Source organism: Pseudoduganella rivuli, assembly GCF_009674485.1.
In the GTDB taxonomy this organism is placed as follows: Bacteria; Pseudomonadota; Gammaproteobacteria; order Burkholderiales; family Burkholderiaceae_D; genus Rugamonas; species Rugamonas rivuli_B.
In genome coordinates this window covers 185,833-198,787 of sequence record NZ_WKJJ01000018.1, presented here as the reverse complement: position 1 = coordinate 198,787, position 12,955 = coordinate 185,833, and the positions used below count along the sequence as shown (strand labels likewise).

Below are 12,955 nucleotides of genomic sequence, written 5' to 3'. Positions count from 1 at the left end.
CGTTGAATGAAAAAATGTATGATAGCGTACGGCGTTCAGTGCGGTGCCGTTGAATAGTCATAGATGTTTATTGGCTTCCCGATAGCTGAGCGGCGCCAGAATATTCCGATGTTGCGCGGTAAATGCCCTGACGGCATCCGGCGCATGGCGCGCATAATCGCGCAACGCCCAGCCGATGGCTTTTTGAATGAAGAACTCCTTTTCATGGGCCACCGCCGTGCAATAAGTAAATAAACGTTGTGCATCGGTTTTATCGCGCCAGCCCAACTGGTGCAGCAAGGCGATGCGGCGCACCCAGAAATCATTATCGGCAATGGCGTCGTCCATATAATCGTGTCCGTGACGTAAAACATCGCCAATCACGCCAGCCATGGCGTCCACCGTATCCCACCATGCATGTTGCTGCGCCAATTGGATCAGGGCGGGAATCTCCGCCACCCGCAATTGCTTGTAATGCATGGCCAGTAAATCCAGCGCCGCGTAATGGTATTCCCGTTCCTGCATGGCCCATAAAGAACGAGCCAGCGGCAATAACCATTCCGCTTGCTTGAAGTTTTTCAGCACAGGTTTAATGGCGGCGCGGCGTGCCGGCGTCGGAATGCCAAGGAATATAAAACGGTCGCGCATATAGGCGCGCATGGCGGACGCGCGCCCAGCATCGGCCTGCGGCAGCAGGGTGGCGCGCAGCTCAGCCGCCGCGGCGGCAACGATAGAGTGATCCATGCTGTAAATTATGCCATATTATGGCGTGATCATGCCGGTTCGTGGTATGAGCTGCCAATCGGCGTCATTGCAGGGCGAAAAAAAAGCGCTTCCGAAGAAGCGCTTTCTAATATTGCAGTGTGAAGAATTATTTCACGACAGCCTTGCTCATCAGGTTATCGCGGAAGGTAATCAGCTTGCGCTGTTTGACGGCTTCGGCAACCTGGTCTTTGACTTCTTCCAGCGGCGGGAATTGGGCGTCGCGCACTTCTTCCAAACGGATAATGTGATAACCGAATTGCGACTTAACCGGAGCAGGGGTCATTTCACCCGGTTTCAATGCCACCATGGCTTGCGAGAATTCCGGCACATACGAACCAGGAGCGGACCAACCCAAGTCGCCGCCATTTGCCGCGGAACCGGTATCCTTGGTGCCTTTGACCAGTTCTTCAAATTTACCGCCGGCTTTCAGTTTGGCGATCAGGTCGGTGGCTTCTTTTTCGGTTTCCACCAGAATATGGCGGGCGCGGTATTCCTTGCCGCCTTGCGATGCCTTGGCGGTGTCATATTCCTTTTGAATTTCCGCGTCGGTCACGGCATTCTTCTTCAGGAAATCGCGCATCATCATGTTAACCATGATTTGCGTGCGGGCTTTATCCAGTTCGCCTTGCACTTCCGGACGCATGCCGACGCCTTGTTTCATGGCTTCCTGCAGCAATACTTCGCGGGCGATCAATTCTTTTTTAATAGCGGCGCGCAATTCCGGCGAATCCGGCTGGCGGCTTTGTGCCGAATACTGTTGTACGGCGGCTTCCAGTTTCGCGTTAGGGATGGCTTTGCCATTCACGGTGGCGACGTTTTGCGCCATGACAGGGGCGGCGGCCATGGCCAGCAGGGCGATCAGGGTACGGTTCATTATGTGTCTCACTATTCAATCTTCAATACAAGCGGCAATATAAAAGCGCCCCGCGGGGCGCCTTTATAATGGCTCAGATAATTACTGAACTTTGGCTTTCTTTACCAGTTCATCCTGGTAAGCCATAACTTTCTTGCGTGCCACTTCGTTAGCCACTTGTGGCTTCAGTTCTTCCATCGATGGCAAGGTGGCGTCGCGTACTTCGTCGACTTTGATCACGTGGAAACCATTCGGGGTTTGCACGGCTTTTTCCGTGACCTGGCCTTTATTCAGGCCGACGAATGCGTCAGCGAATTGTTTCGGTACGGATTTAGGATTCACCCAATCCAGGTCGCCGCCGTTGGCAGCGGTGCCGGTGTCTTTCGAGGTTTTTGCCAGGTCTTCAAACTTGGCGCCACCTTTCAGCTTGGCGATCACGGCGTCCGCATCGGCCGCGGTTTCCGTCACGATGTGACGCAGGTGGTATTGCTTGCCGCCGTTCTGCGCGACGAAGGCATCGTATTCCGCCTTGATTTCAGCGTCCGTCACCTGGTGCTTCTTGACGTAGTCCATCACCAGCGCGTTGACGAGGATTTGCTGACGGGCATCTTCCAGCGCTGCCTTGACTTCGGCATTCTTGTCGTAGCCTTGCTTGGCGGCTTCCTGCACCAGCACTTCCTGGCCGATCAATTGCTTCTTGATCGCATCGCGCAGTTTTGGCGAATCCTGGTCACGGCCTTGGGCGACCACTTGCTTGACCATGGATTCCAGGCGCGACGACGGAATGGCTTTGCCATTGACGACCGCAACATTTTGAGCAAACGCAGGCGCCGCAACCACGGCGATAAGTGCGATCAGCAAACGGGCTGGCTTCAAATTCATTGTTTCAAATCCTAAGGGGTAAAGTTCTTGAAAAAGCGGCGGTGAGGAAAGGTGATCGCAGATGTCGGTTCTATCCAAATCGCCGCATGGTTTCATACTTCTGACGGTGCCAATGCGGTAATGGCCAATGCATGGATTTCTCCGCGCATCATATCGTGCACGGAATCATACACGAGACGATGTCGCATGACGAGTTTCAAACCTTCAAATTTAGAAGAAACGATGCGCAGTTGGTAATGGCCGCCACCGGAAGCGGCGCCGGCATGGCCCGCGTGCAATGCGGATTCATCTTCCAGCGTCATTTCCACAGGTTCCAATGCGGCGCGCAAGCGCTGTTCGATGCGCTCCATGCGCGTATCAATACGGGTTTCCATTATGCTTCCTCATCCTTAATGTATTTAGCGAGGTAAAAAGTCTGGCCCACGATAAATACAAAGGTGAGCGCCGTCGCGCCAAATGCCTTAAAGCTGACCCACGACGGGGTATCGCCCTTGAACAGCACAAACGCGACAAACAGGTTGATGAAACCCAGGCTGATAAAGAACGCGGTCCACATCAGGTTCAGGCGTTCCCACACGTCGTCCGGCAATTCCAGTTGCGCGCCCATGGTCTGGCGGATCGCATTGCGGTTGAACAGGTAGCGCGCGCCCAGCAGGCCGACACCGAAGCACCAGTAAATCAGCGTGGGCTTCCATTTGATAAAGATTTCGTCATGGAAGTAAATGGTCAGGCCGCCAAACACGACGAAGAAGAACAGCGACAGCCACAGCATGAAGTCGACTTTGCGGCCGCGTGCCAGTAAATAAACGATTTGTCCCGCGTTGGCCAGCATGCCCGCGATAGTGGCCAGCACCATCGGCGCCTGTTCGGCCGTGGCGGTGCCGCCCGCCATCACGCCGGACAGGTGGGCATTGACCAGCGCCGCCGTGGCGTCGGCGTGCATGCCGCCATATTTATAGCAGCCAAAAAATACCAGCAGCGGGAAAAAATCGAACAGTATCTTTTTCATGAAACTTCTTTATTCATCTTGTGGATCAAAGCGCAGCGACGCCGAATTGATGCAGTAACGCAAGCCGGTCGGCGGCGGGCCGTCCGGGAAAACATGGCCGAGGTGGGCGTCGCACACGGCGCAAATGATTTCGGTGCGCAGCATACCATGGGAACGGTCCACCACTTCGATGACATTGGCAGGATTCAGGGGCTCAAAATAGCTGGGCCAGCCACAGCCGGAATCGAACTTCGCGTCGGAGGCGAACAGCGGTGTGCCGCAGCATACGCAGGTATAAATACCGTGCGCGTAGTGGTCCCAGTATTGACCCGTGAAGGCGCGTTCGGTGGCCGCATGGCGGGTGACCTGGTACTGCATCGGGTCCAGCATGGCGCGCCATTCGGCGTCGGTTTTCTCTACTTTATCGTTCATGGTGATTCCTCAGGATGAGCAGCTGACTTCGAGACGGGAAGCCCAGTCCGGCGGCAGCGCCGCATAGGCTTCATGTTCCGGCTGTTCGTCGTACGGGCGCCGCAAAACTGTCAGCAACCGCGCCACTTCAGTAAAGTCTTTTTGCTGGGCTTTTTCAATGGCCACTTGCGCCAGGTAATTACGCAGCACGTATTTCGGGTTTACCGCATCCATGGCGGCTTTGCGCACCGAGTCTATGCTGTTCTCCTGCCGCAGGCGCGCACGATAACGCAGCGCCCAGGCATCGAACGCGGCGCGGTCGATGAACAAATCGCGCAGTGGGGCGTCGGGATGGGCGTTGCCTTCCAGGCTGGTGTCCGCGGCCAGTTGCAGGTTGCCCAGGCGGCGGAAGAACAGCGTGAAGTCGGGGCGGTTATCGTGCAGCATGCCGAACATGGCGTCGAGCAAGTCGCGGTCGGCGTCCTGCGCCGTCGCGAGCCCCAGTTTGGCGCGCAGCAGCGCATCGATTTTCGCGGCAAACGCGGGCTGGTAGACATCCAGCGCCGCCTGCGTGGTTTCCACGTCGCCGATCAGCGGCAGCAGCGCCTGGCCCAGCGCGTAGCAATTCCAGTGGCCGATCTGCGGCTGGTTGCCGTAGGAATAACGGCCCTGGTGGTCGCTGTGGTTGCAGATGTGGTTGCTGTCGAACGCTTCCATGAAGCCGAACGGACCGTAATCGATGGTCTCGCCCAGGATCGACATATTGTCCGTGTTCATCACGCCATGCATGAAGCCCACGGCTTGCCAGTGCGCGATCAATTCCGCCGTGCGGCGCGTGACGGTTTCCAGCAGCGCCGCATACGGGTTGGCGCTGTCCTGCAAGGCCGGGTAAAAGCGGGCGATCACGTAATCGGCCAGGGTTTTCAATTGCTCCGGCTGGTTGCGGTAAAACCAGTGTTCAAACGAGCCGAAACGGATGAACGTGGGCGCCATGCGCAGCACGACGGCCGACGTTTCCATGGTTTCACGTACCACGCCCTGGTCGGACCCGGCCACGGCCAGCGCGCGCGACGTGGGAATGCCGAGCGCCGCCATGGCTTCCGAGCACAAAAATTCGCGGATCGACGAGCGCAGCACGGCGCGGCCGTCGCCCATGCGGGAATAGGGCGTCAGTCCCGCGCCTTTCAATTGCAATTCAATCGGGCCGGCGGAGGTCGGCACTTCGCCCAGCAAGATCGCGCGGCCGTCGCCCAGTTGCCCGGCCCAGACGCCGAACTGGTGGCCGGAATACACGGCGGACAGCGGTTGCGCCTGGTCGGGGATGGCATTGCCGGCCAGGATATCGAGGGCGCTTTGTTCGGCCAGCGCGGCTTCGTCGAGGCCGATCAGCGCGGCGGCGTCGGCCGACGCGGCAACCAGGTAAGGCTGCGGTAACGGCGTCGGCATCAATCGGGTATAAAAATCAGGAGGCAGGCTCGCGAACGAATGCTGCAGGGGTAGTTGTTTAATGGCGATTCCAGTGTAGAAAACGGATAGGATTTCTCTGATTTTAGCTTAGGCGGATTCTAGGCGGGGCACGTGCGGGATTACTATTGCTGTTACAACCAGTAACCACTGTTTGATTCCGGCCACTTTGGTGCGGTGCAGCATCAAAAAAGTTTGACGAAAATAGCACGCGCGTTCGAAAATGGCCTTACAAAAATCATAAGGAGACAAGATGGCGCCACCCCTGATGGGACAGATGATGAATCAGCCCTTGTTGGTCTCGGGCATTATCGAATTTGCGGCACGGCATTTCAGCAACAGTGAAATTGTCTCGCGCCGCGTGGAAGGCGACTTGCACCGCTACACTTATCGCGATTGCCACCGGCGCGCCAAGCGCCTGGCCAATGCCTTGCAAGGGTTGGGCGTCACGATGGGCGACCGGGTCGCCACGCTGGCCTGGAACGGCTACCGTCATTTGGAAGCGTATTACGCGGTGTCCGGCTCCGGCGCCGTGCTGCACACAATCAATCCCCGCTTGCATCCGGAACAGGTGGCCTACATCACCAACCATGCGGAAGACCAGGTATTGCTGTTCGACCTGACGTTTTTGCCGCTGGTGGAAGCGATTGCGCCGCACTGCAAAACCATCCGCACCTATGTCTTGATGGCCGACCGCGACCGCATGCCGGCCGAAACAAAAATCCCGGACTTGCGCAGCTACGAAGACTTGATCGATGCGCACAGCGACGAGTACACGTGGCCGCAATTCGATGAAAACGCGGCGTGCACGCTGTGCTACACGTCCGGTACCACGGGCAACCCGAAAGGCGCGCTGTATTCGCACCGCTCCACTGTGCTGCACGCCTACGCGTCGGCCATGCCGTCGGCGCTGAACGTGTCGGCGCGCGACACGGTGCTGCCGGTGGTGCCGATGTTCCACGTCAATGCGTGGGGCTTGCCGTATTCGGTGCCGCTCAATGGCGCGAAACTCGTGTTCCCCGGCGCCGCGCTGGACGGCAAATCGCTGTATGACTTGTTCGAATCGGAACAAGTCACGTTCTCGGCCGGTGTGCCGACCGTGTGGCTGGGGCTGATCAACCACGCGCTGCAAAACGGCTTGAAATTTTCCACGTTCCGCCGCACGGTGATCGGTGGTTCGGCTTGTCCGCCCGCCATGATGAATACGCTGATGGACCAGTTCAACGTGGAAGTCATCCACGCGTGGGGCATGACGGAAATGTCGCCGCTGGGCACCACGTGCATCCTGCAAGGGAAGCACCTGGCGTTGCCGGAGGAAGAACAGCGCCGCATCCTGCAAAAGCAGGGCCACGCCGTGTATGGCGTCGACATGAAAATCGTCGACGACGATGGCAAGGAATTGCCGTGGGATGGCAAGTCGTACGGCCATTTGCTGGTCAAGGGGCCGTGGATCATCCGCGCCTACTTCAAGGACGAGGGCGGCGATCCGCTGCGCGATGGCTGGTTCCCGACCGGCGACGTGGCCACCATCGATGAAGACGGCTACATGCAGATCACCGACCGCAGCAAGGACGTCATCAAGTCGGGCGGCGAGTGGATCGGCACCATCGACCTGGAAAATATCGCCGTCTCGCATCCGGCCGTGATGCAGGCCGCGTGCATTGGCGTGCACCACCCGAAATGGGATGAACGGCCGTTGCTGGTGGTGGTGACGCGTCCCGGCATGGCGGTGACACGCGAGGAATTGCTGAAGTTCTACGAAGGCAAGATCGCCAAATGGTGGCTGCCGGACGACGTGGTCTTTACCGACGCGCTGCCGCTGGGCGGCACCGGTAAAGTCCAGAAAAACAAACTGCGGGATATTTATAAGGACCACCAGCTGCCCACGTTGTAAGCGATACGCGGTAAGCCGCGCCGGCAATCTCGCCGGGGCGGCCATAATAAAACAGGAGGAGACATGAAACGCAGCACCTTAGCAGTTGCAGCCAGCCTCGCTTTGTTCAGCGCCGCCGCCAGTGCGGAACACGTGAAAATCGCCTTTATCGACCCGCTGTCCGGCCCGTTCGCGCCGGTCGGGCAAAACCAGCTGAAAAGCTTCCAACTGATCGCCGACATGGCCAGCAAGGGCAAATGGGCCGGCGAAGGCAACACCATCGAAGTGGTGGGCTTCGATAACAAGGCCAGCCCGCAGGAATCGCTGACCCAGCTGAAAACCGTGATCGACCAGGGTTACCGCTATATCACGCAGGGCAATGGCTCCGGCGTCGGGCTGGCGCTGCTGGACGCCATCAACAAGCACAACGAGCGCAACCCCGGCAAGGAAATCGTCTACCTCAATTACGCGGCGGTCGACCCGGACATGACCAACGCCAAGTGCAGCTTCTGGCACTTCCGCTTCGATGCGAACTCCGACATGAAAATGGAAGCGCTGACCAGCTACATGGCGCCGGACAAAAACATCAAGTCGGTCTACATCATCGGCCAGGATTATGCGTTCGGCCGCGCCGTCAGCCGTGCCGCCAAGGAATACCTGGCCCGCAAGCGTCCCGACGTGAAAATCGCCGGCGACGATCTGCATCCGATTGGGCAGGTCAAGGATTTTTCGCCGTATATCGCGAAAATCAAGGCGTCGGGCGCAGACAGCGTCATTACCGGCAACTGGGGCGCCGACCTGGCGCTGTTGATCCGCGCCGCCAAGGATGCGGATCTGAAGGCGAATTTCTATACGTATTACGGCATCACGACGGGCGTGCCGAGCGCCATGGGCGCGGCCGGCGCCGAGCGCACCAAGATCATCGGCAACTGGATGGCGAACAACGAAACGTTCAATGGCAAGGACGTGGTGGAAGCGTTCAAAGCCAAGTACAACGATGATTATTACGCGGCGCAAACCCACGCCATCATCCTGATGCTGTCCCAGGCGGTGAAAACCATAAAGACCGCCGACCCCGTGAAAGTCGCGTTCGCGCTGGAAGGCATGAAAGCGCCCGCGCTCAACGGACAGGTCATGATGCAGAAGTCCGACCACCAGTTGCAGCAAAACCTGTATATCGGTACATGGACCAAGACCAATGGCAAGGACATCAAGTACGACCAGGAAAACACCGGGTATGGCTGGCGCATGGACAAGAAGATCGACGCCTATGTGGCCGGCCAGCCGACGTCGTGCCAGATGAAGCGTCCGGGCGCCTGACGTCGTCCAGTCGGTGCCTTGACAGTTTGGGCGGTCCGCCGCCCGCACCACCGTTCCCGCCCGCGCGGGAACGGCGTCCCCCTTGACGCTTGCGGAAATCATGGAATTCACTCTTTTCACCCTGTTGAACGGCATCAGCTATGGCTTGCTGCTGTTCATGCTGTCGTCCGGCCTGACGCTGATCTTCAGCATGATGGGCGTACTGAACTTTGCCCACGCCAGCTTTTACATGCTGGGCGCCTACATCGCCTACACCATCGCCAGCCGCATCGGTTTCTGGCCGGCGCTGGTGCTGGCGCCACTGGCCGTCGGCATGCTGGGCGCGCTGGTCGAACGCTACGGCCTGCGGCCGCTGCACAAATACGGCCACATCCCGGAATTGCTGTTCACGTTCGGCCTGTCTTACCTGGCGGTGGAACTGGTGCAGCTGGTGTGGGGACGCACGGCCGTGCGCTACCCGCTGCCGGCCGCGCTGGACGGCCCGCTGTTTACGCTGTTTTCCACCAGCTTCCCGAAATACCGCGCCTTCATGATGGCGGTGGCGCTGGCCATGCTGGCCGGCACCTGGCTGCTGTTGACGCGCACCCGCATCGGCCTCGTGATCCAGGCGGCGCTGACGCATCCGGACGCGGCTGAAGCGCTGGGGCATAACGTTCCCCGCATCTTCATGTGGGTGTTTGGCGGCGGCAGTGCGCTGGCCGGGCTGGCCGGCGTGATTGGCGGGCAGATGTTCGTCACCGAGCCGGCGATGGCGGCCACCGTCGGCAGCATCATCTTTGTTGTCGTCGTGGTGGGCGGCATGGGTTCACTGGCGGGGGCGTTCATCGCCTCGCTGCTGATCGGCGTGATGCAGACGGCGGCTGTCGCGCTGGACCATACGCTGGGCGGCTTGCTGGCGGCGCTGGGTGTGGCGTTCATCGCACCGGACCATGCCTTGCTGAAGATCACGATCGCCCAGACCGCGGCGATCCTGCCGTACCTGCTGCTGGTCCTGATGCTGATTTTCCGGCCGAAAGGTTTATTGGGGACACGCGAATGAACGCACCGACTGTCAAAACGCTGCGCTATGCGCCGCTGAACCTGGGCCGCTGGCTGCTGTGGAGCGCCTATGCGCTGGTGTTGCTGGCCGCGCCGATGATCTTCAACAAGGGCAGCGGGTTGACCATGCTGTCGCAAATGGGGACGGTCATGCTGTTCGGCCTGTCCTACAACATGTTGCTGGGCCAGGGCGGCATGTTGTCGTTCGGCCACGCCGTGTATTCCGGCCTGGGCGCGTTCTTCGCCGCCCATGCGATGAACCAGGCCAGCGTGCCGGTCACCGTGATTCCGCTGGTGGGCGGCGCCGCCGGCATGGGCTTTGGCGTGCTGTTCGGTTACGTCACGACGCGCAAGGCCGGCACCACGTTTGCCATGATCACGCTGGGGCTGGTGGAGCTGGTGTTTGCCAGTGCGCTGATGTTCCCCGGCTTCTTTGGCGGCGAGGGTGGCGTGACCACCAACCGCGTGTATGGCGGCCAGGTGCTGGGCATCAGCTACGGGCCGCAGGTGCAAGTGTATTACCTGATCGCGGGCTGGCTGTTTGCGTGCACGGTGCTGGCCTATGCCTACACGCACACGCCGCTGGGACGCATCATCAACGCCGTGCGCGACAACCCGGAACGGGTGGAATTCATCGGCTACGATTCGCGCTGGGTGCGCTACCTGGTCGTGATCCTGTCGTCGTTCGTGGCCGGCGTGTCGGGCGGGCTGTCGGCCATCAATTTTGAAATCGTCAGTGCGGAAAACGTCAGCGCGATCCGCTCCGGCAGCATCCTGCTGTTCACGTTCATTGGCGGCATCGGCTTCTTCTTCGGCCCGCTGCTGGGCGGCGTGGTGGGCATCCTGTTTTCCGTGCTGTTGCCGGACTATACGGCGGCATGGCAACTGTATCTGGGCCTGTTCTTCGTGGTGCTGGTGCGTTTTGCGCCGGGCGGACTGGGTTCGCTGCTGATGCTGTTGCTGCGGGTGGCGAAGTTCGGCCAGTTCGGCCGCATCGCCGCGCCGCTGGCGAGCATCATGCTGGCCGTGCTGGTGGGCGTGGCGGGACTGGTGATGGCGATCGAGCTGGCGTATCACGCGACGCAGGAAGCCATCAACGGGACGGAGAAAAAACTGTTCGGCGTGCTGGTCGATACGCACAGCGCGGGACCATGGCTGGTGGCCGGCGCCTTGCTGGTGGCAGGCATCATTGGCTGGCGCCTGATGCGGCCGGCGTTCACGCGGGCGTGGGACGCGGCGGGCGCGCAAATTGCTGACCGGATACGGAGGGGTGTATGAAAGACCGACACTATGCGCTGGAATTGCGCGACGTGCGCAAGCGCTTTGGCAATACGGAAATCATCCGCGGCGCGCAATTGCAGGTGGCGCCGGGCGAGCGGCTGGCCGTGATCGGGCCGAACGGGGCGGGCAAGTCCACGCTGTTCAACCTGATTTCCGGCCGTTTTGCACCGACGTCGGGCGGCATCCTGCTGAACGGGCGCGATATCGCCGGTTGCACACCTTACCAGGTCAACCGGCTCGGTTTGTCGCGCAGCTTCCAGATCAGCAACCTGTTCACCAACCTGTCCGTCTATGAAAACCTGCGCTGCGCCGTGCTGTGGCACCTGGGGTATAAATATGCGTTCTGGCGCCTGCTGTCCGGCCTGCGCGACGCCCATGAGCGGGCCGAGGAAGTGCTGGAACTGATCGGCTTGCAGCGCCAGCGCCATACCCTGGCCGGGGTACTGACGTATGCGGAACAGCGGGCGCTGGAAATCGGCATCACGATTGCCGGCGGCGCGGACGTGATTTTATTGGACGAGCCGACGGCCGGCATGAGCCGATCGGAATCGGATGCGGCGGTGGCGCTGATCCGCAAAGTCACGGTCGGCAAGACCCTGTTAATGGTGGAGCACGATATGAGCGTGGTGTTCGGACTGGCGGACCGCATCGCGGTCCTCGTGTACGGGGAAGTCATTGCCTGCGATACGCCGCAGCGTATCCGCGGCAACGCGGACGTGCAGGCCGCGTACCTGGGCGGCGTCCACGAGGAGGCCGCGTGATGCTGGAGATCCGGGGATTGCATGCCTATTACGGCAAGAGCCACGTGCTGCACGGTGTCGACCTGCATGTCCAGCCGGGCGAGATCGTCAGCTTATTGGGGCGCAACGGCGCGGGGCGTTCGACATTGGTGAAGGCGGCCATGGGGCAGGTGCAGGCGGCCGGCAGCATCCGTTTCCAGGGCGATGAAGTGCTGGGACTGAAAGCGTACCAGGTGGCGCGCAAGGGGCTCGGTTACGTGCCGGAGAGCCGCGACGTGTTTCCCACGCTGACGGTCGAGCAGAATCTGCTGCTGGGCGAGAAAAGCGGCCAGCGCTCGCCGCGCTGGGCCCTGGCGGACATGTACCGCATGTTCCCCCGCTTGCAGGAGCGGCGCAACGTGCCGGCCGGCGTGCTGTCCGGCGGCGAACAGCAGATGCTGACCTTGTGCCGCACGCTGATGGGGGACCCCGACCTGATCATGATCGATGAGCCGACGGAAGGGCTGGCGCCGAAAATCGTGGCGCTGGTGGCCGATTACCTGCAAGCGCTGCGCAATAAAGGTATTTCCGTGCTGCTGGTGGAACAAAAACTGGCGATTGCGCTCGATATCGCCCAGCGCGTTTACGTGATGGGGCACGGCGCCATCGTGTTCGAGGGTACGCCGAACCAGTTGCGCAGCGATGCGTCCGTGCGCAAGGAATGGCTGGAAGTGTGATGAGCGGTTCAGCGCCGCAGCAACTGGGGCGGCACGGGCGCTTCCGACGCGGGAGCGATGATGGGGCGCACGAAGCAGGTGTACGAACTGCAATCGACGATCAACTGGCGCCCGCCATAGCCGCCCAGGTCGCTGCACGCCACGCGCAGGCCGAATTGCTGCAACGTCGACAGGGCGGCCACGATGTTTTGCCGGCCGACCTGCAGCAGGGCGCTGCCGGGGCCGAACATGCTGGCGCCGCCGGCCAGCACCACGTCGATTTCCGTCCGCTCGGCCGCCGTCACGCCCATGGCGGTCAGCATCGATGGCACGGCTTGCGTGACATAGCGTGCGCCCATGCCGCCTTCTTCCGGCGGGGCATGCGGCAGCACGCAATGGGCCAGCGCGCAACGCTGGCCATTGGGCCACAGGAAAGCCAGGCCTACGCACGATCCCAGTACGGCAACCAGGCGCTGATTACCCCTGCCGGTCAGCAGTTTCCCCATGTTGACGTGCCGTATGATCGTGTTTTCCGCCATGCGTTGTGCTCCCTTCATGTAGCCCTGTTCCACAGTACCACAGCACGGCTTGGAAAAAAATAATACGACCGTTCGTTTTTGCGTTATAGTGAGGTTTTACCGACTTGTTCACACAATAAGGAAGAGA

Annotated in this window: 14 protein-coding genes; 6 read left to right on the top strand and 8 right to left on the bottom strand. The window is 60.3% G+C overall.

The window, feature by feature from the left end; all coding sequences use genetic code 11:
• Positions 1 to 57: 57 nt before the first annotated feature.
• The 7 genes from GJ700_RS26130 to GJ700_RS26100 all read right to left on the bottom strand — a co-directional run bounded on the left by GJ700_RS26130 (position 58) and on the right by GJ700_RS26100 (position 5,417).
• The gene (locus GJ700_RS26130; RefSeq protein WP_154379503.1) at positions 58 to 723 is read right to left on the bottom strand and encodes a DNA alkylation repair protein; all 666 of its coding nucleotides are present in this window, start codon (positions 721 to 723) and stop codon (positions 58 to 60) included.
• Between the two features lie 127 nt (positions 724 to 850).
• Complete coding sequence (locus tag GJ700_RS26125; RefSeq protein WP_229507252.1) at positions 851 to 1,618, bottom strand: peptidylprolyl isomerase; 768 nt, start codon at positions 1,616 to 1,618, stop codon at positions 851 to 853.
• Positions 1,619 to 1,699: 81 nt separating this feature from the next.
• Entirely contained in the window at positions 1,700 to 2,479 is a 780-nt protein-coding gene (locus tag GJ700_RS26120; protein WP_154379501.1) for a peptidylprolyl isomerase, read from the bottom strand.
• 92 nt (positions 2,480 to 2,571) lie between these two features.
• The gene (locus GJ700_RS26115; protein ID WP_229507251.1) at positions 2,572 to 2,853 is read right to left on the bottom strand and encodes a BolA family protein; all 282 of its coding nucleotides are present in this window, start codon (positions 2,851 to 2,853) and stop codon (positions 2,572 to 2,574) included.
• Positions 2,853 to 3,488 (bottom strand): septation protein A, encoded by a 636-nt coding sequence (locus GJ700_RS26110; RefSeq protein WP_154379499.1) that lies wholly within the window; start codon positions 3,486 to 3,488, stop codon positions 2,853 to 2,855. Before GJ700_RS26110 ends, GJ700_RS26115 begins: the two co-directional genes overlap by 1 nt.
• A gap of 9 nt (positions 3,489 to 3,497) precedes the next feature.
• Complete coding sequence (gene msrB, locus GJ700_RS26105) at positions 3,498 to 3,899, bottom strand: peptide-methionine (R)-S-oxide reductase MsrB (protein WP_154379497.1); 402 nt, start codon at positions 3,897 to 3,899, stop codon at positions 3,498 to 3,500.
• Positions 3,900 to 3,908: 9 nt separating this feature from the next.
• Entirely contained in the window at positions 3,909 to 5,417 is a 1,509-nt protein-coding gene (locus tag GJ700_RS26100; protein WP_443094168.1) for a protein adenylyltransferase SelO, read from the bottom strand.
• A gap of 178 nt (positions 5,418 to 5,595) precedes the next feature.
• On the opposite strand from GJ700_RS26100, the gene GJ700_RS26095 reads away from it, so the two are divergent.
• The 6 genes from GJ700_RS26095 (at position 5,596) to GJ700_RS26070 (ending at position 12,310) form a co-directional block, all read left to right on the top strand.
• Complete coding sequence (locus tag GJ700_RS26095) at positions 5,596 to 7,236, top strand: 3-(methylthio)propionyl-CoA ligase (protein WP_154379493.1); 1,641 nt, start codon at positions 5,596 to 5,598, stop codon at positions 7,234 to 7,236.
• A 63-nt stretch (positions 7,237 to 7,299) separates the two neighbouring features.
• Positions 7,300 to 8,535 carry a branched-chain amino acid ABC transporter substrate-binding protein gene (locus GJ700_RS26090; protein WP_154379491.1) on the top strand — a complete coding sequence of 412 codons (1,236 nt, stop codon included), beginning with the start codon at positions 7,300 to 7,302 and terminating at the stop codon, positions 8,533 to 8,535.
• Between the two features lie 100 nt (positions 8,536 to 8,635).
• Entirely contained in the window at positions 8,636 to 9,574 is a 939-nt protein-coding gene (locus tag GJ700_RS26085; RefSeq protein WP_154379489.1) for a branched-chain amino acid ABC transporter permease, read from the top strand.
• On the top strand, positions 9,571 to 10,851 hold the full coding sequence (locus tag GJ700_RS26080) for a branched-chain amino acid ABC transporter permease (RefSeq protein ID WP_154379487.1): 1,281 nt from the start codon (positions 9,571 to 9,573) through the stop codon (positions 10,849 to 10,851). Before GJ700_RS26085 ends, GJ700_RS26080 begins: the two co-directional genes overlap by 4 nt.
• Positions 10,848 to 11,615 carry an ABC transporter ATP-binding protein gene (locus tag GJ700_RS26075; RefSeq protein WP_154379485.1) on the top strand — a complete coding sequence of 256 codons (768 nt, stop codon included), beginning with the start codon at positions 10,848 to 10,850 and terminating at the stop codon, positions 11,613 to 11,615. The genes GJ700_RS26080 and GJ700_RS26075 overlap by 4 nt, the downstream gene beginning before the upstream one ends.
• Entirely contained in the window at positions 11,615 to 12,310 is a 696-nt protein-coding gene (locus GJ700_RS26070) for an ABC transporter ATP-binding protein (RefSeq protein ID WP_154379552.1), read from the top strand. Before GJ700_RS26075 ends, GJ700_RS26070 begins: the two co-directional genes overlap by 1 nt.
• A gap of 8 nt (positions 12,311 to 12,318) precedes the next feature.
• On the opposite strand, the gene GJ700_RS26065 is transcribed toward GJ700_RS26070, so the two are convergent.
• Positions 12,319 to 12,846 (bottom strand): chemotaxis protein CheD, encoded by a 528-nt coding sequence (locus GJ700_RS26065; protein WP_154379483.1) that lies wholly within the window; start codon positions 12,844 to 12,846, stop codon positions 12,319 to 12,321.
• Between the last annotated feature and the right edge of the window lie 109 nt (positions 12,847 to 12,955).

Excerpts from the sequence above, each read along its gene's own strand:
- GJ700_RS26085 (WP_154379489.1), top strand. The coding sequence starts at position 8,636 with ATGGAATTCACTCTTTTCACCCTGTTGAACGGCATCAGCTATGGCTTG.
- GJ700_RS26070 (WP_154379552.1), top strand. The coding sequence starts at position 11,615 with ATGCTGGAGATCCGGGGATTGCATGCCTATTACGGCAAGAGCCACGTG.
- GJ700_RS26090 (WP_154379491.1), top strand. The coding sequence starts at position 7,300 with ATGAAACGCAGCACCTTAGCAGTTGCAGCCAGCCTCGCTTTGTTCAGC.
- GJ700_RS26095 (WP_154379493.1), top strand. The coding sequence starts at position 5,596 with ATGGCGCCACCCCTGATGGGACAGATGATGAATCAGCCCTTGTTGGTC.
- GJ700_RS26125 (WP_229507252.1), bottom strand. The coding sequence starts at position 1,618 with ATGAACCGTACCCTGATCGCCCTGCTGGCCATGGCCGCCGCCCCTGTC.
- GJ700_RS26075 (WP_154379485.1), top strand. The coding sequence starts at position 10,848 with ATGAAAGACCGACACTATGCGCTGGAATTGCGCGACGTGCGCAAGCGC.
- GJ700_RS26120 (WP_154379501.1), bottom strand. The coding sequence starts at position 2,479 with ATGAATTTGAAGCCAGCCCGTTTGCTGATCGCACTTATCGCCGTGGTT.
- GJ700_RS26065 (WP_154379483.1), bottom strand. The coding sequence starts at position 12,846 with ATGAAGGGAGCACAACGCATGGCGGAAAACACGATCATACGGCACGTC.
- GJ700_RS26110 (WP_154379499.1), bottom strand. The coding sequence starts at position 3,488 with ATGAAAAAGATACTGTTCGATTTTTTCCCGCTGCTGGTATTTTTTGGC.
- msrB (WP_154379497.1), bottom strand. The coding sequence starts at position 3,899 with ATGAACGATAAAGTAGAGAAAACCGACGCCGAATGGCGCGCCATGCTG.
- GJ700_RS26130 (WP_154379503.1), bottom strand. The coding sequence starts at position 723 with ATGGATCACTCTATCGTTGCCGCCGCGGCGGCTGAGCTGCGCGCCACC.
- GJ700_RS26115 (WP_229507251.1), bottom strand. The coding sequence starts at position 2,853 with ATGGAAACCCGTATTGATACGCGCATGGAGCGCATCGAACAGCGCTTG.
- GJ700_RS26080 (WP_154379487.1), top strand. The coding sequence starts at position 9,571 with ATGAACGCACCGACTGTCAAAACGCTGCGCTATGCGCCGCTGAACCTG.